At 64.0% G+C, this 20,549-nt stretch carries 17 protein-coding genes; 10 read left to right on the top strand and 7 right to left on the bottom strand.

Annotated features, from left to right (window positions below; all coding sequences use genetic code 11):
• Positions 1-27 precede the first annotated feature (27 nt).
• The 10 genes from HBH1_RS04505 to HBH1_RS04460 all read left to right on the top strand — a co-directional run bounded on the left by HBH1_RS04505 (position 28) and on the right by HBH1_RS04460 (position 12,112).
• A complete protein-coding gene (locus tag HBH1_RS04505) occupies positions 28-1,164 on the top strand; it encodes a PhoH family protein (RefSeq protein ID WP_077237372.1) in 1,137 nt (378 codons plus the stop codon).
• On the top strand, positions 1,151-1,606 hold the full coding sequence (gene ybeY, locus HBH1_RS04500) for an rRNA maturation RNase YbeY (protein ID WP_039875009.1): 456 nt from the start codon (positions 1,151-1,153) through the stop codon (positions 1,604-1,606). Before HBH1_RS04505 ends, ybeY begins: the two co-directional genes overlap by 14 nt.
• Positions 1,607-1,830: 224 nt before the next feature.
• Positions 1,831-3,555 (top strand): methyl-accepting chemotaxis protein, encoded by a 1,725-nt coding sequence (locus HBH1_RS04495; RefSeq protein WP_102661739.1) that lies wholly within the window; start codon positions 1,831-1,833, stop codon positions 3,553-3,555.
• A 259-nt stretch (positions 3,556-3,814) separates the two neighbouring features.
• On the top strand, positions 3,815-4,693 hold the full coding sequence (locus HBH1_RS04490; RefSeq protein ID WP_102661738.1) for an HlyC/CorC family transporter: 879 nt from the start codon (positions 3,815-3,817) through the stop codon (positions 4,691-4,693).
• 26 nt (positions 4,694-4,719) lie between these two features.
• Positions 4,720-6,345 (top strand): apolipoprotein N-acyltransferase, encoded by a 1,626-nt coding sequence (lnt, locus tag HBH1_RS04485; RefSeq protein ID WP_102661737.1) that lies wholly within the window; start codon positions 4,720-4,722, stop codon positions 6,343-6,345.
• A gap of 133 nt (positions 6,346-6,478) precedes the next feature.
• Positions 6,479-7,390 carry a glycine--tRNA ligase subunit alpha gene (gene glyQ / locus HBH1_RS04480; protein WP_006462867.1) on the top strand — a complete coding sequence of 304 codons (912 nt, stop codon included), beginning with the start codon at positions 6,479-6,481 and terminating at the stop codon, positions 7,388-7,390.
• Positions 7,391-7,472: 82 nt separating this feature from the next.
• A complete protein-coding gene (glyS, locus tag HBH1_RS04475; protein WP_102661736.1) occupies positions 7,473-9,593 on the top strand; it encodes a glycine--tRNA ligase subunit beta in 2,121 nt (706 codons plus the stop codon).
• Positions 9,594-9,680: 87 nt separating this feature from the next.
• Positions 9,681-10,238 (top strand): D-glycero-beta-D-manno-heptose 1,7-bisphosphate 7-phosphatase, encoded by a 558-nt coding sequence (gmhB, locus tag HBH1_RS04470; protein WP_006462865.1) that lies wholly within the window; start codon positions 9,681-9,683, stop codon positions 10,236-10,238.
• A gap of 58 nt (positions 10,239-10,296) precedes the next feature.
• Positions 10,297-11,082 carry a lysophospholipid acyltransferase family protein gene (locus HBH1_RS04465; protein ID WP_102661735.1) on the top strand — a complete coding sequence of 262 codons (786 nt, stop codon included), beginning with the start codon at positions 10,297-10,299 and terminating at the stop codon, positions 11,080-11,082.
• Between the two features lie 52 nt (positions 11,083-11,134).
• Positions 11,135-12,112, top strand: coding sequence for a M48 family metallopeptidase (locus tag HBH1_RS04460; RefSeq protein WP_102661734.1), 978 nt, complete (start codon positions 11,135-11,137; stop codon positions 12,110-12,112).
• A gap of 19 nt (positions 12,113-12,131) precedes the next feature.
• Here HBH1_RS04460 and HBH1_RS04455 read toward each other — a convergent pair whose 3' ends face one another.
• From HBH1_RS04455 to HBH1_RS04425, 7 genes are all read right to left on the bottom strand, one after another.
• Positions 12,132-14,264 carry a TonB-dependent receptor gene (locus HBH1_RS04455; protein ID WP_102661733.1) on the bottom strand — a complete coding sequence of 711 codons (2,133 nt, stop codon included), beginning with the start codon at positions 14,262-14,264 and terminating at the stop codon, positions 12,132-12,134.
• 182 nt (positions 14,265-14,446) lie between these two features.
• Complete coding sequence (locus HBH1_RS04450; RefSeq protein ID WP_233207521.1) at positions 14,447-15,700, bottom strand: chloride channel protein; 1,254 nt, start codon at positions 15,698-15,700, stop codon at positions 14,447-14,449.
• 158 nt (positions 15,701-15,858) lie between these two features.
• Entirely contained in the window at positions 15,859-16,263 is a 405-nt protein-coding gene (gene gloA / locus HBH1_RS04445) for a lactoylglutathione lyase (RefSeq protein WP_102661731.1), read from the bottom strand.
• Positions 16,264-16,490: 227 nt separating this feature from the next.
• Positions 16,491-16,880 carry a hypothetical protein gene (locus HBH1_RS04440; RefSeq protein ID WP_006462859.1) on the bottom strand — a complete coding sequence of 130 codons (390 nt, stop codon included), beginning with the start codon at positions 16,878-16,880 and terminating at the stop codon, positions 16,491-16,493.
• Between the two features lie 170 nt (positions 16,881-17,050).
• Positions 17,051-17,833: a 16S rRNA (adenine(1518)-N(6)/adenine(1519)-N(6))-dimethyltransferase RsmA gene (gene rsmA / locus HBH1_RS04435; RefSeq protein WP_102661730.1), complete on the bottom strand. Its 783-nt coding sequence runs from the start codon at positions 17,831-17,833 to the stop codon at positions 17,051-17,053.
• A gap of 31 nt (positions 17,834-17,864) precedes the next feature.
• Positions 17,865-18,893, bottom strand: coding sequence for a 4-hydroxythreonine-4-phosphate dehydrogenase PdxA (gene pdxA / locus HBH1_RS04430; RefSeq protein ID WP_199181519.1), 1,029 nt, complete (start codon positions 18,891-18,893; stop codon positions 17,865-17,867).
• A 130-nt stretch (positions 18,894-19,023) separates the two neighbouring features.
• Positions 19,024-20,532 carry a peptidylprolyl isomerase gene (locus HBH1_RS04425; protein WP_102661728.1) on the bottom strand — a complete coding sequence of 503 codons (1,509 nt, stop codon included), beginning with the start codon at positions 20,530-20,532 and terminating at the stop codon, positions 19,024-19,026.
• Between the last annotated feature and the right edge of the window lie 17 nt (positions 20,533-20,549).

Raw genomic sequence — 20,549 nt, 5'->3', positions numbered from 1 at the left:
CCAATCCCTCCCAACCGGAATCGAGCATTGAAAAAAATCCCCAACCAGCCTCACCACTTCACCCCCCAGCCGCTGGACAACCGGCGCCTGGCCAACCTGTGCGGCGCACTCGATGAAAACCTGCGTCAGATTTCTGCCGCACTGGACGTGACCATCTTCCGCCGTGGCGACCGCTTCGTGGTCACCGGCACCAATGCCGAACGCGCGGTGGAAGTGCTGGAACGCTTCTATGAAAAGGCGGACCGCCCGGTCGCCGTGGACGACATCCAGCTGGCCCTGGTCGAGCAGCGCGCCAATGCCGCCGCCGACGAAGAGGCCGGCCTGCCGCCGCTGTCGGCGCGCCGCCGCAAGGCGACCGCTGCAGCCGCGGTCGCTGCCGCCGCAGCCGCCGTCGAGCAGGAAAACCAGGATCCCCTGCCGGACAGCCCGGTGTTGAAGACCCGCAAGCACGACCTGCGTGGCCGCACCCCGCATCAAAGCCAGTATCTCAACGCCATCCTGGAGCACGACATCACCTTCGGTGTGGGCCCGGCCGGTACCGGCAAGACCTACCTGGCAGTGGCCTGCGCGGTCGATGCGCTGGAGCGCGATGCCGTGCAGCGCATCGTACTCACGCGCCCGGCAGTGGAGGCGGGCGAGCGCCTGGGCTTCCTGCCGGGCGACCTGGCACAGAAGGTCGATCCCTACCTGCGCCCGCTCTATGACGCGCTGTATGACCTGCTGGGCTTTGACCGCACGCAGAAGCTGTTCGAGAAGCAGGCCATCGAAATCGCGCCACTGGCCTACATGCGCGGGCGCACGCTGAACCACGCCTTCATCATCCTCGACGAGGCCCAGAACACCACGCCGGAACAGATGAAGATGTTCCTCACCCGCATCGGCTTCGGCAGCAAGGCCGTCATCACCGGTGACGTCACCCAGGTGGACCTTCATCATGGCCAGAAGAGCGGCCTGGTCGATGCCATCTCGGTACTGCACGATGTGCGCGGCATCGCCTTCTCGCGCTTTACCAGCGCCGACGTGGTACGTCACCCGCTGGTGGCGCGCATCGTCGATGCCTATGACGCCGCCGGCAACAGCCGCCCCGATACCGCGCGCGCCACCGCCCGCACCGCCACCAATCTCTTGACCAAGTCCGCCAGGCCCCGCAATGCCAAAACCTAAACTCACACTGTCGGTGCAATACGCCGACGACCGTCTCAAAGAGGCCATCACCCGTCCCCTGCTGCGCCGCTGGGTGCAGGCTGCACTGTTCGCTCCGGCCGAACTGACGCTGCGCTTCGTGGGCAGCGAGGAAGGCCGCGACCTGAACCGCGACTATCGCGGCAAGGACTACGCCACCAACGTGTTGACCTTCGCCTATACCGAAGACGAAGACAGTGAAGTGACCCAGGCCGACATCATCTTCTGTACTGACGTACTGGAAAAGGAAGCGGCCGAGCAGAAGAAGAGCGTGGAAGAACACACTGCCCACCTGGTGGTGCACGGCGTGTTGCATGCGCAGGGCTACGACCATGAGGACGACGAAGAAGCCAACGAGATGGAGGCGCTGGAAACCGAGATCCTGGCCGGGTTGGGCTATGGCAATCCTTATGCCGCGCGCTGACGCGATGCGCTGAGGGCGCCGCCCTTGCCTTGATGGATGAACGGTCTGCTGCGGCAGGCCGTTTTTTTCGTCTGCTTGCCGGACATCAAGCAGTTGCCAACCTGGCTACGACAAATCTGATCGATGGGAGGACATCGATATTCAAACCCGCGATGGTGATGACGGTACAGCAACGAAGCGCGTCTTTTACGTCGGTTTTTTTGCAAACTTTAAGGAAAAACCTGATGGGAATTTGCCTCCTGCTGGACAAGAATGAAGGCACACAATTATTCATCGGGGAGAAGGTCATGAAGAACTGGAAGATCGGCCACCGTCTTGGCCTGGGTTTCGCAGCAGTCCTGGTATTGCTGGTGGCAGTGGCCGCATTCGGCCTGCAACAGGTGTCGCGCCTGAACGATCGCATCGTCTTCCTGACCTCCATCGACGAGGGCAAGCTGGAAGCCTTATCCAAAGTACAATTTGCCGTCGGCCTGCGCGCCATAGCGGCCCGCAACCTGACCCTGGTGACCGATGCCGCCGAGCAAAAGAATGATCTGGCGCTGGTGGGCTCCTCGCAGCAGGACATCGACGCCGGGATGAACGAACTGGCCAAGCTGATGCAGGACCCGGCCACCACCCAGCAGGAACGCGACATGCTTGCGCAGTTGCGCCAGCTGGAAGCGCAGTATCTGCCGGTGGCCGTCAACATCGTCAAGCTGGCCACTTCGCAGCAGACCGACGCCGCGCGCGCTTCGCTGGTCAAGGATTGCATGCCTATCCTGAACCGCGTCATCGCCCATGTTGCACAATTCAACAAGATGCTGCGCAGCAATTCGGAAGCCAACGTGGACCAGGCCGAAGCCGCCTATGAGCTCGCCAAATGGACCATGCTGGGCGCCAGCCTGGCCGCCCTGATGCTGGGAGGCCTGATCGCCTGGCTGCTGACCCGCTCCATCTCCCGTCCGCTGGCCCAGGCCGTGAGCGTGGCGCAGAGCGTGCAGGCCGGTGACCTGGGCAGCCACATCGAAGTCAACAGCAAGGATGAGCTGGGTCAGCTGATGGCCGCACTCAAGGGCATGAACGACAGCCTGGTGGCCATCGTGGGCGAAGTACGCCATGGCACCGACACCATCGCCGTGGCTTCCGATGAAATCAAGCGCGGCAACATGGACCTGTCCAACCGCACCGAACAGCAGGCCAGCTCGCTCCAGGAGACCGCCTCGGCCATGGAACAGCTGACCGCCACCGTCAAGCAGACCAGCGACAATGCCCGTGAAGCCCGTCGCCTGGCCGACAATGCCTCGCAAGTCGCTGCCAAGGGTGGCGCTGCAGTGGGCCGGGTGGTGGAGACCATGCATTCGATCAGCGCGTCCTCGCACAAGATCGTGGACATCATCAGCGTCATCGATGGCATCGCCTTCCAGACCAACATCCTGGCCCTGAACGCAGCCGTCGAAGCGGCCCGTGCCGGCGAACAAGGCCGCGGCTTTGCGGTGGTGGCCTCCGAAGTGCGTACCCTGGCGCAACGCTCGGCGGTCGCCGCCAAGGAAATCGAAGCACTCATCAACGAGTCGGTGGCCAAGGTGGCTGCCGGCGAACAGCAGGTCGGCGAAGCCGGATCGACCATGCAGGAAGTGGTCAAGAGCATCGGCAGCGTGACCCAGATTGTGCAGGACATCAGCGCCGCCAGCAGCGAGCAGACCACCGGCCTGGAACAGATCAACAGCGCCGTCGCCCTGATCGACGAAGCCACCCAGCAGAACGCCGCACTGGTGGAAGAAGCAGCCGCGGCCGCCGCGTCGATGCAGCAACAGACCGAAGCCCTGACCGATGTGGTGAGCGTGTTCAAGCTCTCCCCCACCCAGGGCCAGGCAGCACCGCTTGCCGTCTCCGCCAACCCGCAGCGCAGCCAGCTGCAGCACGCCGAGGTGCGCGGCGGCGGACAGATGGAAGCGCTCAGCTATGCCTAAGCGGGCACAAACGGGCATAAACGGACAACAGCGAGCGCCCAGCGATACGATTTCCCTGAAGTAGTTCTTGCCGGCATCAGTGATGCCGGCTTTTTTTGCGTCCATGCGCAACGTCACTGCCAGCTTGCGTTTCCGGGCGGCAAGCGCGGCGCCAAGGATGAGCTGGAGAGCGCTGTTGCCAGGCCCCTTTAGTGGACTTGTCACATAATTGTTGTATCCTATGGCTCTTCGAAACTACGTCGGGCTCGCGCCTAACGCCATGCAAGATCACCCTAGTAGCGTCAAATCTGACGCTAAACCCCATCGTTCTCTGTTTGAACGACTCACCGCACTGATTTCCCCCGAGCCCGAGAACCGGGCAGAACTGCTCGAAGTGTTGCATGACGCCCACGAGCGCAACCTGATCGATGCCGATGCGCTGTCGATGATCGAAGGCGTGTTCCAGGTGTCCGACCTGGCCGTGCGCGACATCATGGTCCCGCGCTCGCAGATGGACACCATCGATATCTCCAAACCCATCGAGACCTGGATGCCGGAAGTGCTGGCGACCTCGCACTCGCGCTTCCCCGCCGTGGATGGCGAGCGCGACAAGGTCATCGGCGTCCTGTTGGCCAAGGACCTGCTGCGCTACTACGCGGAGGAATCCTTCGACGTGCGCGACATGCTGCGCCCGGCCATCTTCATCCCTGAATCCAAGCGCCTCAACGTACTGCTGCGCGACTTCCGCGCCAACCGCAATCACATGGCCGTGGTGGTCGACGAATATGGTGGCGTGGCCGGCCTGATCACCATCGAGGACGTGCTGGAACAGATCGTCGGCGACATCGAGGACGAATACGATTTCGACGAAGCCGAAGACAATGTGCTGGCCCTGAAGGACGGTCCACACGGTCCGCGCTGGCGCGTCAAGGCGCTCACCGAACTGGCCCAGTTCAACGAAGAAGTGGGCAGCCGCTTCTCTGAGGACGAGGCCGATACCATCGGCGGGCTGGTCGCCAACCATGTGGGTCGCGTGCCGCGCAAGGGCGACGAGTTCGATATCGATGGCCTGCATTTCGAAGTGCTGCGCGCCGATGCGCGCCAGGTGCATGTACTGCTGGTGTCCAAGCTCCCCCCGGCACCGGTGGACGAAGAGTGATGTTCTGATCTGCCAGCCTTTCCAGCGTGAATTCCCCTGCCTCCCCTGAATTGCACTCCCCGCCCGGGGAGGCCGCCGCTCGCGGTCGCCTTGCCCTGACCGTCGGCCTGTTGCTGCCGGTGGCGGCAGGTGCGCTGAACGTGTTCGCCTTTGCCCCGTTCAAGTGGTGGCCGCTGCAGATCGTCGCGCTGGCCTGGCTGTTCCACTGTGTGCTGGCACGTCCGCAGGCCAGTGTGCGCGGCCACTTCCTGCGCGGCTGGCTGTATGGCTTCGGCTGGTCGGCGGCAGGCGTGCACTGGCTCTACATCAGCATGCACGACTACGGTGGCATGCCGGGCTGGATGGCGGCGCTGGCAGTAGGCCTGCTGGCGCTGTACCTGGGTCTCTATGCCGGCGCGGCCACGGCCCTGGCGGGCTGGCTGCGCAATCGCTGGTCGTCCTCGCCCCTGCTGCTGGCGCTGTTCATGCTGCCGGCCCTGTGGACCTTGTCGGAATGGCTGCGCGGTTGGGTATTCACCGGTTTCCCCTGGCTGATCTCGGGCTATGCCCACACGGTGGGGCCGTTGGCCGGCTTCGCCCCGGTCGGCGGGGTCTATCTGGTGGGCTGGGTCGCGGCGCTCATTGCCGGCAGCCTGGCCCTGCTGTGGATGGGGCTGTGCCGCAAGGGTGTGGCCGGTACCGGCCAGCGCATCGTGCTGCCGCTGTGCGCAGCCGCCCTGCTCTGTGCAGGCGGCGTGGCACTGCGGCTGGTGAAGTGGACTGCGCCACAGGGCCAGCCGATCACGGTGCGGCTCCTGCAGGGCAACATCCCGCAGGAAATGAAGTTCTCCAACGATGCCCTGGTATCCACGCTGGGGATGTATGAACAGATGATCAGCGCGGCCCCGGCGGACCTGATCGCCACGCCGGAAACCGCCATCCCGCTGCTGCCCCAACAGTTGCCGCCGGATTACCTGGAACGCATCGCCCGCTTTGCGCAACTCAGCGGTAGTCACCTGGCGCTGGGCATCCCGCTGTCCGATGGACCGCAGCAGTATGCCAATTCGGTGCTCGGCTTCGGCCCGGGCGTCGGGTCGGCACTGATGCCTTACCGCTATGACAAGCACCACCTGGTCCCCTTCGGCGAGTTCATCCCGCCCGGTTTCCGCTGGTTCGTCGACCTGATGCATATCCCCCTGGGCGACATGACACGCGGCGCGCCGGTGCAATCGCCCATGGGCGTGAAGGATCAGTGGATCCTGCCCAACATCTGCTACGAAGACCTGTTCGGCGAGGAGATCGCCGGCCAGCTGCGCGATGCCTACCGCGCCGGCCAGCCGCAGGCCAGCGTGCTGCTGAACCTGTCCAACATCGCCTGGTTCGGCAATTCCGTCGCCCTGCCCCAGCACCTGCAGATTTCGCAGATGCGTACCCTGGAAACCGGCCGCCCGATGCTGCGGGCCACCAATACCGGCGCCACCGCCGTGATCCTGCCGGGCGGTGCCACCAGCGAGCTGCCGCCCTATACCCGCGGCGTACTGGCCGGCCAGGTGCAGGGCTATGGCGGCCAGACGCCCTACATTCTGCTGGGCAACAAGCTCATCGTCGGCATTGCGCTGTTGATGCTGCTGCTGGCCTGGGGCCGCAACAAGGCTGCCCGTATCCGGCACTGAAGCCGGCACTGATGCCCGCACTGGCCCCCAGCGCGCCGCCGGTCCCGTCCAAAACCGGGTCAAACGCCCCAAAAGACGCTAAAATCCAAGGTTTTCGCAATTCCTCCGCCGGTTCGCCAGGCAACCACACACGATGCTGACATTTCAACAAATCATCCTCAAGTTGCAAGAATATTGGGACGCCCAGGGCTGCGCGCTGCTGCAACCCTATGACATGGAAGTCGGCGCAGGTACCTCGCACACCGCGACCTTCCTGCGCGCGATCGGGCCCGAGCCGTGGCGCGCCGCCTATGTCCAGCCGTCGCGTCGCCCCAAGGATGGCCGCTATGGCGAGAACCCCAACCGCATGCAGCATTACTACCAGTACCAGGTGGTGTTGAAGCCGGCTCCGGAAAACATCCTGGACCTGTACCTGGGTTCGCTGGAAGCCCTGGGCCTGGACCTGCAGCAGAACGATGTGCGCTTCGTCGAGGATGACTGGGAAAACCCCACCCTGGGCGCCTGGGGCCTGGGCTGGGAAGTCTGGCTCAACGGCATGGAAGTGACGCAGTTCACCTATTTCCAGCAGGTCGGCGGTCTGGACTGCAAGCCGGTGCTGGGCGAGATCACCTACGGCATCGAGCGCCTGGCAATGTACCTGCAGGGCGTGGAAAACGTCTATGACCTGGTCTGGACCGAATGGACCGAGAACGGCGTCAAGAAGCACCTGACCTATGGCGATGTGTTCCACCAGAACGAGGTGGAGCAGTCGACCTTCAACTTCGAGTATTCCAACACCGAGTTCCTGTTCTCGCTGTTCTCCAACTACGAAGCCGAAGCCAAGCGCCTGATGGAGGTGCCGCTGGCACTGCCGGCCTACGAGCAGGTCCTCAAGGCAGCCCACACCTTCAACATGCTCGACGCCCGTGGTGCCATCTCGGTGACCGAGCGTGCCGCCTACATCGGTCGCATCCGCAACCTCTCGCGTTCGGTGGCGCAGGCCTACTTCGAATCGCGCGAACGCCTGGGCTTCCCGATGCTGGGCGAGGCCAAGGTTGCAGCCTGAAGAGCGGGCTGAACACGGCCAATGACATCATGCGGCGTCGGCCCAGGGCCGACGTCCCGAGCAAGACAGCAAGACAGACAACATGAACCAGACACTCCTCGTAGAACTCGTCACCGAAGAACTGCCGCCCAAGGCCTTGGCCAAGCTGGGCGATGCCTTTGCCGCCGGCATTTTCAACGGCCTGCAAAGCCGCGGCTATCTCGAATCCGATGCCGCCGCCACCGCCTATGCGACTCCGCGCCGGCTGGCCGTGTCCATCACCGGCGTGCGCGCCGCCTCGCCCGACAAATCCATCCGTGAAAAGGTCTTGCCGGTCACCGTGGCGCTGGACGCCGAAGGCCGTCCGGCCGCACCGCTGGTGAAAAAACTGGCCGCCCTGGCCGCCGCCACCGGTACCACCGTGATCACCCCGGACCAGCTCGAACGCGCGCAGGACGGCAAGGCCGAGAGCTTCTTCTACACCTATACCGCCAAGGGCTCGGCCCTGGCCGTGGGCCTGCAGGCGGCGCTGGAAGAGAGCCTGTCCAAGCTGCCCATCCCCAAGCTGATGAGCTACCAGCGCCAGTTCGGCCGCGCCGCCGGCGAGACGGTGCACTTCGTCCGCCCGGCGCACTACCTGGTGGCGCTGCTGGGCAACGACGTGGTGCCGATCAACGTCCTGGGCCTGGATGCCGGCCGTACCACGCTGGGCCATCGCTTCCTGTCCTCCGGTGCGCTGCAGATCGCCACGCCGCAAACCTACGTGGAAACGCTGGCTGCGCAAGGCAAGGTCATTGCCAGCTTCGGCGAGCGCCGCGAAAAGATCCGCTCCGCGCTGCTGGCCAAGGCGGGTGCCGACCAGGTGCTGATGCCCGATTCGCTGCTGGACGAAGTGACGGCCCTGGTCGAATGGCCGGTGGTCTATGAATGCAAGTTCGAGGATGAATTCCTGGCCGTGCCGCAAGAATGCCTGATCCTGACCATGCAGACCAACCAGAAGTATTTCGCGCTGACCGACAACGCCGGCAAGCTGCGTTCACGCTTCCTGATCGTCTCCAACCTGGAGACCGCCCATCCGGAACACATCATCGGCGGCAACGAGCGCGTGGTGCGCCCGCGCCTGTCGGATGCCAAGTTCTTCTTCGAGCAGGACAAGAAGAAGACCCTGGCCGAGCGTGTCCCGCAACTGGCCAACGTGGTCTACCACAACAAGCTGGGCAACCAGCTGCAGCGTACCGAGCGCGTGCAGGCGCTGGCCGGCAGGATTGCCGCGCTGATGGGCGGCGATGTGGCCCTGGCCGAACGCGGCGCATTGCTGGCCAAGGCCGACCTGTTGACCGACATGGTGGGTGAATTCCCCGAGCTGCAGGGCATCATGGGCACTTACTATGCACGCCACGATGGCGAGCCCGACGAAGTCGCCCTGGCCGCGTCCGAACACTACCAGCCGCGCTTTGCCGGCGATGCGCTGCCCGCCAGCGCGACCGGTACCGCCGTGGCCCTGGCCGACAAGCTGGAAACCCTGGTCGGCATCTGGGGCATCGGCCTGCAGCCGACCGGCGACAAGGACCCGTTCGCCCTGCGTCGTCACGCCCTGGGCGTGCTGCGCATGCTGGTGGAAAAACGCCTGCCGCTGTCGTTGACCGCGCTGCTGGACGCGGCTGCGGCACTGTTCGCCGGCAATGCCAATTTCAAGGACCCGCGCGCCGACGTGCGTGCCTTCATCTACGACCGCCTGCGTGGCCTGCTGCGCGAGCGCGGCTTTGCGCAGAACGAAGTCGAAGCGGTCGTGGCGCAGCAACCCGAGGTGCTGGACAACGTGGTCGAACGGCTGCAAGCGGTGCAGGCTTTCGCCGCCCTGCCGGAGGCTGAAGCCCTGGCTGCGGCCAACAAGCGCATCACCAACATCCTGAAGAAGATCGAAGGCGTGGCCATCGATGCCCACGGCGCGGTGCAGGAAAGCCTGCTCCAGGAAGCGGCCGAACAGGGCCTCTTCGCGGCCATGCAGACCACCCGTCCACAGGTGGAGGCCGCCTACGCCAAGGGCGACTTTGCCGGCGCCCTGAAGGCGCTGGCGCAATTGCGCCAGAACGTCGATGCCTTCTTCAACGACGTCATGGTCAACGCCGAGGACGAGCAACTGCGCAAGAATCGCCAGGCACTGCTGGCGGCGCTGCACGGCATGTTGAACCAGGTGGCCGATATTTCCAAGCTGGCGGCGTAAGCAGCACGCCACGCCCGACCGTCGTACCGATCCGCCGCGCATGGGCCTGTTCCTGCGCGGCGGTGTTCATGAAGGGAAGCAGCAGGCATGAAACTGATCATCCTCGATCGCGATGGCGTCATCAATCATGATTCCGACGCCTACATCAAGTCCCCCGACGAGTGGATCCCCATCAAGGGTTCACTGGAGGCGATTGCGCGCCTGAACCAGGCGGGCTATCGCGTCGTGGTGGCGACCAACCAGTCCGGCGTGGCGCGCGGCCTGTACGACATCAAGACCCTCAACGCCATCCACCAGAAGATGCACACGGCGGCCCAGCAGGTCGGTGCCGATATCGATGCAGTGTTCTTCTGCCCGCACTCGGACGCCGACAACTGCGATTGCCGCAAGCCCAAGCCGGGCATGTTCCACGAGATCGCCAAGCGCTTCAACATCAGCCTGCGCGGTGGCGTGACCACCGTCGGCGATTCGCTGCGCGACCTGCAGGCCGGCTATGTGGCCGGCTGCGCACCCTTCCTGGTGCTGACCGGCAAGGGTGAAAAGACCCAGGCCAAGGGCGGTCTGCCGCCTGGCACGCTGGTTTTCCCGGATTTATCGGCTGTGGTTGATTTCATCCTGAAGTCGCCGGTCGGGGTTTCGGTATAGTGCCGGCAGCCCGTCGCAAGGCGGGCAGCATCCCCTCACAACAACAACATGCCTTGGCATGGGAGAAACGATTTTGCGCCTAGTACTGATCCTGCGTTCGGTGGTCTTCATGGTCCTGATGGCCGTGGCCACCATCATCTGGTCCTTCGCCTGCCTGCTGTCGGCCCCCTTCCCTTACGCCCAGCGATACTGGTGGACGTCGCGCTGGAACGTCTTCGTGATCTGGACCGCGCGCGTGATCTGCGGCATCCGCTACGAGATACGCGGCAAGGAGAACCTGCCCGATGCGCCGGCAATCCTGCTGTCCAAGCACCAGTCGGCCTGGGAAACCATCTTCTACGTCATCAACAGCCCGCGTCCGCTGGTGTTCGTGTTCAAGAAGGAACTGACCTATGTGCCCTTCTTCGGCTGGGGCATCGCCCTGCTGCGCATGATCCCGATCGACCGCAAGAAAGGCCGTGACGCCTTTGCCCAGGTACTGGAACATGGCCGCCGCCGCCTGCAGGATGGCCAGTGGATCATGATGTTCCCCGAAGGCACGCGCACCGCAGTCGGCTCGCAAGGCAAGTACAAGGCCGGCGGTTCGCGCCTGGCAGTGGAAACCAATACCCTGGTGGTACCGGTGGCGATGAACTCCGGCGAGTGCTGGCCCAAGGGCAGCTTCATCAAGAAACCGGGGCTGATCACGGTGTCCATCGGCAAGCCGATTTCGCCGGAAGGCCTCAATCCCCAGGAGTTGAACGAGCGCGTCGAAAATTGGATAGAATCGGAGATGCGCGTGATTTCGCCGGACGTCTACAAAAACAGCGCGCCCCGGCCGGCCGCCCAAGCTGCTTCCCAGTAATGCTGCGCGGCCTCCATCCTTAGCCCATTGCCCCCAGGACGCCGCGACCACCTTGATACACCTGCGCAAACCCAAGCCCAATCCCGACCAGCTCTCGCTGCAACTGGACTTGTTTGCGGCGCCCGCAACCGCGACTGCGCCACCGGCCGAACTCGGCCCGGCGCTGCCTTCGCCGACGGTACAGCCACCGCTGATCGTCACGCCCAATCCGGTGGTGCATGCCGCGCCGCTGCCCACGCCCCTGATCGCCCCCCAAGTGGCACCGGCCAGCCCGCGGCCGGCCACGCCCAGCGGGCGACCGGCCGATGGCAAGCGGCGCATCCACCTGGGTGAACACACCATCGATTTCGCCTTGTTGCGTTCCAAGCGCCGAACCATCGGCTTCCTGGTCAGCGATGAAGGCTTGCGCGTGACCGCACCCAAGTGGGTGACCCTGGCCGAAATCGACAATGCCATCCGCGAAAAGCAACGCTGGATCCTCACCAAGCTCAACGAACGCCGCGAGCGCTCGGCACGACGCCTGCAACCGCAGATGCAATGGCGCGACGGCGCCACCCTGCCCTACCTGGGCCAGGACATCACCCTGCGTATCCGTACCGGCCAGCGCCAGGCGGTGATCCTTGATGACGTGACGCGTGAACTGACAATCAGCCTGCCGGCCGATGCCGGCGAACAGCAATTGAAGGATCGCGTGCAGGGCTGGCTGCAGGCGCGCGCTGAAGAGCTGTTCGGCAAGCGCCTGATGATCTACGCCGAAAAGCTGGGCGTGACCTATCGCTCCTATGCGCTGTCGTCGGCCACCACGCAGTGGGGCTCCTGCACCTCGGATGCGCGCATCCGCCTGAACTGGCGGCTGATGCATTTTGCCCTGCCGCTGATCGACTACGTGATCGCCCACGAACTGGCGCACCTGCGCGAGATGAACCACAGCCCGCGCTTCTGGGCCACGGTGCAATCGATCTTCCCCGAGTTCGAATCGGCCAAGAAGGCCTTGCGCGACAGCGCGCCGGAAACCCTGCCCATCTTCTGACCGGCGCGCCCTGGCGTGCTCAGAAACTCACATTCACGCCCACATCCAGCGAACGTCCATAGCCGGGCAAGGCTTGCAGGCTGCCGCTCTTGGCATTGGCCAGTCCCGACAGATAGACCCCGCCCAGCGGGTCGGCGTAATTGCGGTTGAACAGATTGCTGATGCCCGCATTGACGCTGATGGCCTGGTTGAAGCGATAAGCGGTCCTGAGATTGACGACGGTGTAGCTGGCGGTGACCGGTTCCAGTCGATTGCTGTCCACCAGCGTCTTGCGCCCCACATGGTTCAATTCGGCGCGGTTAGTCCAGGCACCGCGTTTCTGTTCCAGCGCAGCCAGCACGTTGAAAGGCATCATGTGATAGAGGTTGCCGCCATCGACTCGCTTGCCGCGCGTGAGACCGGCCTTGCCGGTGAAGGCAATGTCACCCAGGCCAGCGGTGCGCCACAGCGGCCATTTCCACGAGGCATTGATACCGTACAGACGGGCGTCGTGGTTGGCGAACTGCAGTAGCTTGCCGGAGGCACTGCTCACGCTGTAGGGATTGAAGCTGCCGATCACATCTGCATCAATGTAGTTCTCGACATAGCTGAAGTAGGGCGTGAGCCTGAAGAACCAGCGCGGCCCGGCACCATCGCTACCCTCACTGTCCTCGCTGTGCCAGTCCGCCGTGGCCGACAGCGTATGCGCCACCTCCGGCTTGAGGTCGATATTGCCGACATAACCGTTGCCATCGCCGAACCAGTTGGTCATGGTCATGGCCATGGTGCCGCGGCCCCAGGTGTAGCGCTCGTACAGGTTGGGAGAGCGGGTCTTGCGGGCATAGCCGAACTCGTAGGTGTGACCGGCATCGGCCTCCAGGCGCGCCAGGGCCGTGACATCGATGTTGTTGTCGCGCCGTGCGTGATCCCGTGCGTTGAAGGCGTTGGCCGCCATCAGGTCGGTCATGTTCATCATGCCGGTACCGTAAGGCTGCACGTTGCCGGCATCGGTCCTGACCAGTTCATCGCGCACGCCGATCAGGGTGGTCCAGCGCGCATCGAGCTTGTGCTCCCATTCGGCGAACAGTGCCATGCGCTCGCGACTGCCATCGTTGATGTTCACATAGGTGCTCGGCCCCATCATCATCGAGCCCGGTACCGGCGGCCAGAAATCATCAAGGTGGAAGCTGTGGAATTCGTTGCCCAGGCGAAGCACGCTGGCACCGTCCTGGCCCAGATCGATGTCTGCGCGCACGCTATAGCCCATGTCGCGGCCCCGGGTATCCATGGGCATGGTGCCGCTGCGCTCCGCACTGAAGAAGCCCATCTCGTGTTCGGTACGCTGCCAATACAATTTGGTCAACAGCTTGCCCCAGCCAAAGCGACGGTCGTAGCCCAGATTGGCGAAGGTGGAACGATTTCCCGTCATGTCCATGTACTGGTTCGGGAAGCCTTGATAGGGAATGTATTGCTGGCCGACCTTGAGTACCAGTTGCTGGCCGTCTCCCCGCGCCGCCAGGGTCAATGCGTGGTTGTTGCTCTCGAACTGGCTGCCGAGGACCTTGTCGCCGTTGCCGTTGACATAGCTCTCGGCACGCGACTGGCTCCCCACGTAGCTGACCGACAGACTGTCGCTGGCCACCGTGGCATTGACCGATGCCGATACTTCGGAGTTGACGCTGCGTGCCGAAACCGAGAAGCCGCCCTTGCTCAACAACTGCCCCGCCTGTTGCGAAAACTGTGGTGCCGGCGAAGACAGTTCGATGCTGCCGCCGATGCTGTCGCCGCCAATGCTGACCGGCGTGATGCCGGCCACCACCCGCGTCATGCCGACCTGCGAAGGTGGCATGTAGGACATGGGCGCGTTCATCTGGTTACCGCAGGCGGCTGTGACTTCCATGCCATCCAGGCGGATCTTGAGGCGGTCGGCAGCAAAGCCATTGAGCACCGGTAGCGCCGAGACGCCACCGGCGGCAGCGGCATGGAAACCTGGCTGGTCAAGCAGCAGCGCGGTGCTGTCAGCGCTTGCCGCATTGGCTGCGGTGCTCGGAGCCGACGGCTCGCCATGGACCGTGACGGTGGGTAGGCGGGTGTCGTCGGTGCTCTGCGCCAGCGCATGGCCGCACGCAGTGAAGGCCAGCGCAATGGCGCAGGCGCAAGGTGTCAATTGCATGGAACTCCCCTGTGATTGTCGTTATCGGTAGGCTGACAATTATCAGGAAGAGCGGCGCTGCAGGACTGCGACATATTGTCGCGACCCGCCCCTTCATGCGACGACGATGGCGGTGATGCAGAGAGGACAAGGGGATGGACAGCTGCGTCAAATTGACGCAGCTGTCGGACGATTCACCGCAATCACTGCTTCATATAACGCTCTGCCAGGGTTTCATACAGCGGCGGCGCAAAGACCTTGGAAACGGCTGACGCGATCAAGGCGGTCGCCATCAGCGAGATCACCAGCGCGTGACCATCGACCATTTCCATCACGATCACAAAGGCGGTGATCGGTGACTGCGTCACTGCCGCCAGGTAGCCGACCATGGCCAGCGCCACCAGCATGGGGAGCGAAGTCCCGCCGAAGACCAGGTGCAGCAGGTTGCCGAAACCGGCGCCGATGGACAGCGAGGGCGCGAAAATCCCGCCCGGCAGGCCCGGCAGGTAAGAACCGATCATCGAGGCGAACTTCAGGAAGGGATAGAACACCGACAATCCCTGGCCATCATTGAGCAAGCCGTGCGCCTGCTCGTAGCCGCTGCCGAAGGTGGCGCCACCGGCCGCTACGCCGATGACGGCGACGACGAAACCGCAACCGGCGGCGAAGGCCACCGGACGTTCGGCGCGCAGGGTCACGACGCTGGCGGGAATCCAGCGGGTGGGATTGAGGATCAGCCAGCAGAACAGGCCGCCGGCCACGCCGGTCAGCACGGCCGTGACCACCACCGCCAGGATCAGCCGGCCGCTGGTCTCGCCGGGAAAGGCGATGGAACCGAAATAGGTGTAGTTGCCATTGATGGACAGGGCTACCAGACCGGCGAAGATGATGGTGGTGATGACCACCCCGCTGGCGCGCTGCTCGAAGCTGCGCGAGAGTTCTTCGATGGCGAAGACGATCCCGGCCAGCGGGGTATTGAACGCGGCAGCCAGACCGGCCGCCGCGCCGGCCAGGATCAGGCGGCGCTCCATGTGTTCGTATCCGGCCGGATACAGGCGGCGCAGGTTGTACATGATGGCCGCGCCGATCTGCACCGTCGGCCCTTCCCGGCCGATGGTCATGCCACCGGCAATGGCCACCACCGAGAGCACGATCTTGCCGACCATGACACGAATGGAAAGCAGCGCATTGCCACGCTCGGCGGTATCGCCATGCAGGGTGGCAATGGCCTGGGGAATACCGCTGCCTTCAGACCCGGGGAAGTAGCGCCGCGTGATCCAGACGCAGGCGGCACAGACGGCCGGCGTCAACAGCAACGGCAGCCAGGGCGAGCGATGTTCGATGCTGCGAAAGACACCGAAACCGATCTCGATGGCCTGCGCATACAGGACCGCCACCAGGCCGACGATGATGGCGCCGCTCCAGAGAATGCCGTATTCGACCCACAGGCGACGCATGTGGCTTTTGGAAAGTTGGTAGAGGCTCAATTGGCGTTCCTGTTGTCGTTGTGGGTGGAGTGATGTGGCTTCCACGTGAGTGCCGGAGTAGCGACCAGCCCGTCCTCGCAATGAAAAAAGCCCGCATGAGCGGGCTGGCAGGCTGGCAGTCGCGCGCCTCAGTCGGCGGCGTTGTACTGCTCTTTCTTCTGGATGAACTCGATCTTGTAGCCATCCGGGTCGGTGACGAAGGCGATCACGGTCTTGCCGTGCTTCATCGGGCCGGCTTCGCGGGTGACCGCGCCCCCCTTGGCCTTGACCGCGTCGCAGGCGGCATAGGCGTCATCGACCTCAATGGCGATATGACCGTAGGCGTTGCCCAGGTCATAGGATTCGGTGTCCCAGTTATGGGTCAGTTCGAGCACGGTGTGATCACGTTCATCGCCATAACCGACGAAGGCCAGCGTGAACTTGCCGTCAGGGTAGTCATTCCTGCGCAGCAGCTTCATGCCCAGCACCTGGGTATAGAAATCGATGGAACGATCCAGATTTCCCACACGCAGCATCGTATGCAACATTCTCACTTGGCGACTCCTTTTGATTCATGGCTAATGTGACGCAAGCCGACATTATCCCCGATTTGAGGGACTCGCGCCCAGGCCGGGCAGATGCGGGGCGGTCAGGCAGTCGCTGGGCAGCAGAGGGAGACGCAAAAAAAACGGGCAATCCGTGGATTGCCCGTTTTTCCTCAAGATGGCTTGCGCCGTGGATGTCCTGGACCATTATCGGGGGACCAGTCCCGTGTGCTGCCTCAACGGCCGTAGTAATAAGCAGAACGGTCGTCGTAGCGATAACGGTCATCGTAACGATAGGTACGCACTTCGGTACGCTCGACGTAACGCACCGGGCGCGGCGGCGGAGGTGCGTAATAACGCGGTTGCTCGTACACCACCTGCTGCGGCGGCTGATAGTACACCGGCTGGGGGGCCTGGTAATAGACCTGCTGCGGCGGGGCCTGATAGACCGGTGCGGAATTGGCGTTGGCGATCAGCGATCCGATGGCGACGGCGCCGATGATACCGGCAGCGATGGCCGCTCCGTTGCCGCCCCGGTCATGCGCCATGGCGGGCGCGCTGACGACGGCAGCAGAAGCAAGAAGAGTGGTGGCGATCAATACCGATGCGATTTTTTTGCTGGCCATGATTGGCTCCTGTCAAAGAAGTCCGCGATCTGTCGCGGCACGATTCCAATATAAGACAGCTTCAGCTCAAATCCACCAAATATGAAACTTCGTTACAGTTCTTACGGATGGGCCAGGCGTCTGTAATAAAGTGCAACGCGGCACCATCCAGTGGCGCGAACCTGGGTGAATCAGGCCTGGCGGGCCGCCAGCAGGTTGGCCAATGCCACGAACTGTTCCACCGGCACGGCTTCCGGGCGGTCCTGGGGATCGACGCCGGCCTGGCGCAGTTCGTCTTCGCTGAACAGGCCCGCCACGCAGTTGCGGATGACCTTGCGACGTTGCGAGAAGGCCTTGGTCACCACCTGCTCCAGCAGGGCCTGCTGGCAGGGCATGGGCTGGGCCAGCGGGATCATGCGCACGATGGCGGAATCGACCTTGGGCGGCGGGTCGAAGGCGGTAGGAGGCACCACGAACAGCAGCTCCATGTGATAGCGCCATTGCAGCATCACCGACAGGCGCCCGTAGGCCTTGCCACCCGGTTCGGCCACCATGCGCTCGACCACTTCCTTTTGCAGCATGAAGTGCTGATCCTGCACCTGCGGCGCAATCTCGGCCAGGTGGAACAGCAGCGGGCTGGAGATGTTGTAGGGCAGGTTGCCGACCACGCGCAGCTTGCGCCCTTCCGGTACCGGGATGCTGGCGAAATCGAACTTGAGCGCGTCGGCCGAATGCACGGTCAGGCGGGCGGCATCGAAGCGTTTCTTGAGGCGCTCCACCAGATCACGATCCAGTTCCACCACGTACAGGTGACGCAGTTCCTCCAGCAGCAAGGCCGTCATCGCCGCCAGACCGGGACCGATTTCAACCATGGCGTCATCGGCGGCGGGGGCGATGGAGCGGATGATGTCGTGCAGCACCAGGTCGTCGGTGAGGAAGTTCTGGCCGAAGCGCTTGCGCGGGATATGTTTCATGGTCTGCTCTTGTGTTGTGTTGCGGCGGGCCTCACTGGCCCGCGTTCTGTTGCCGGCGCGCCATGTCGGCGGCGGCGCGGATGGCCACCAGCATGCTGCCGTGGTCGGCGTGTCCCAGGCCGGCGGCGGCCAGGTCCAGGGCGGTACCGTGATCGACCGAGGTGCGGATCAGGGGCAGGCCGAGCGTGATGTTGATGCCATGACCGAAACTGGCGAACTTGAGCACTGGCAGGCCCTGGTCATGGTACATGGCCAGCACGCAATCGGCTTGCTCCAGGTACTTGGGCTGGAACAGGGTGTCGGCCGGATACGGGCCTCGGGCATCGATGCCGCGGGCACGGGCGGCTTCCAGTGCGGGCGTGATGACCTCGATTTCCTCTCGGCCCAGATAACCGTTTTCACCGGCATGCGGATTGAGCCCGGTGACCAGGATGCGCGGGCTGGCGATGCCGAACTTGCCACGCAGGTCGGCCTGCAGGATATCCAGCGTACGCGCCAGGCTGGTGGCAGTAATGGCGGCCGGCACATCCTTCAAGGCCAGGTGCGTGGTGGCCAGGGCCACACGCAGATGGGGGGCATCGCCACCGGCCAGCATCATCACGACCTGCGGGGTGTGAGTGACCTCGGCCAGGTATTCGGTATGGCCGGTAAAGGCGACGCCGGCATCGTTGATGCTGCTTTTTTGCAGCGGGGCGGTGACGATGGCGGCGAAAGCGCCAGCCAGCGCCCCCTGCACGGCCAGGTCCAGTGTCTGCAGCACGGCGCGGCCATTGCGCGCATCCAGTACGCCCGGGCGCACCGGTTCGGCCACGGGGCAATCAATGACGGTGAGGCAGTCCTGCGGGAAGTGCGGCAGGCCGCTGTTGCGCCAGGCCTGGATGGAGATGGCGGCCACGCGCATGGCCGGATCGATGTCATGGGCGGTCTGGGCCAGCAGCGCCGCATCACCCAGGAGGATGCAGCGCACCTGCGCGCGCAGCTCCCAGGCGGCACGCAGGGAAATCTCCGGACCGATGCCTGCCGGTTCGCCGCAGGTCAAGGCAAGAATGGGTCGGTTCATGGCGTCTTCAGGACTCACGATAGCGGGCTTCAAAAAGCGGGCTTCAAAAATGCAAGAGCCGGCAACGGGGCCGGCCTCTTGCGCGGGTGGGAGGGCACAGAGGCGCCCTCTTATCTTCCTGTCACTGCACTTACTCGTCGTTGCGGTACTCGACGTAGGCGCGGTCGCGGATCTGGCGCATCCAGTCTTCGGTGGCTTCCTCGATCTTGCGATCGCGGATGGCCTGGCGCGCAGCCTGGCGGGTACGTTCCTTGGAAGCGTCGTCGGTCTTGCGCTCGACCACCTGGATCAGGTGGTAACCGAACGGGCTCTCGATGGGCTGGCTGACTTCACCCGGCTTCAACTGGTCCATGGCGCGTTCGAACTCGGGGACGGTGTCACCAGGGTAGATCCAGCCCAGGTCGCCGCCCTTGGAGGCGGACAGGTCATTGGAGTACAGCTTGGCCAGTTCCTCGAAAGAGGCGCCGTGGTCCAGGCGTTCCTTGAGTTCGGTCAGCTTGCGCTTGGCTTCGGCGGCGGTGACCACCTGGTTGACCTTGATCAGGATGTGGCGCACATGGGTCTGCTGCACAGCCGGGGCGGCGGCCTGGGTACCACCGGCGTCGCGGCGGCCGACCAGCTTGAGGATGTGGAAGCCATTGCCGCTCTTGAGCAGGCCGCTGACCTGGCCATCCTGCAGCTTGGCCACGCCGTCGAGGAACAGCTGCGGCAGGCGATCGGTGGGACGCCATCCGAGGTCGCCACCGGTGAGGGCGTCGGCCGCGTCGGAATAGGCGGCTGCGGTCTTGGCGAAATCAGCACCGGTCTTCAGTTGACGCAGGACATCCTCGGCGCGATCACGACGGGCGGCCAGTTGTTCGGGGGATGCGTTTTCGGGCACGCGGATCAGGATCTGGGCAATGTCGAGCTCCTGGCGCTGGCCACCGGCATTGGCTTCGGCGGCGAGGTAGTTGTCAATCTCGGATTCGGTGACGACCACCTTGTTGTCGACCTCGCGCTCGCGCAGGCGCTGGCTGAGGATTTCACGGCGGATCTCTTCGCGGAAGCTGGCGTAGTTCATGCCCTCGGATTCCAGGCGGGCGCGGAATTCCGGCATCGACAGCTTGTTCTGTTCGGCGATGCGTTGCATGGCGCGGTCCAGCATGCCGTCGTCGACCACGATGCCGTTTTCCTTGGCCATCTGGGCCTGGGCGCGTTCGACGATCATGCGTTCGACCAGTTGACGCACCAGTTGCGCACGCGGCGGCAGCTGCACATTCTGCGAAGCCATGCGCTTTTCCACGCTGGCCAGGCGTTCGGCCACTTCCTGGCGGGTGATGACTTCGTTATTCACCACCACCAGGATCGAATCCACCGGGCGCGGATCGACGCGGCCGCCGGTTGTGGTGACCGGGGTGGCCACCGCTGCCGCAGGGGCTGCGGCCGGCACCGCCGGCTTGGCAGCAGCCGGCTTGGTGGCGGGCTTGGACGCCGCCTTGGCCGGTGCGGCCTGCTGGGTGCTGGCCGCGGTCTCGGGCGGTGTCACGGGGATGATGGTGGTCGCGAACTGCGCATGCGCATTGCTGATCACGCCCAGCATGCACAGCAGCGCGGTCACTGTTTTGGTTGTTGCGAGGTGGGGTGTACGCATATTACGCATGGACTGATCGTTGGTTC

Source organism: Herbaspirillum sp. BH-1, assembly GCF_002870055.1.
Lineage (GTDB): Bacteria > Pseudomonadota > Gammaproteobacteria > Burkholderiales > Burkholderiaceae_D > Herbaspirillum > Herbaspirillum frisingense.
This window is presented reverse-complemented; position numbering and strand designations above follow the sequence as displayed.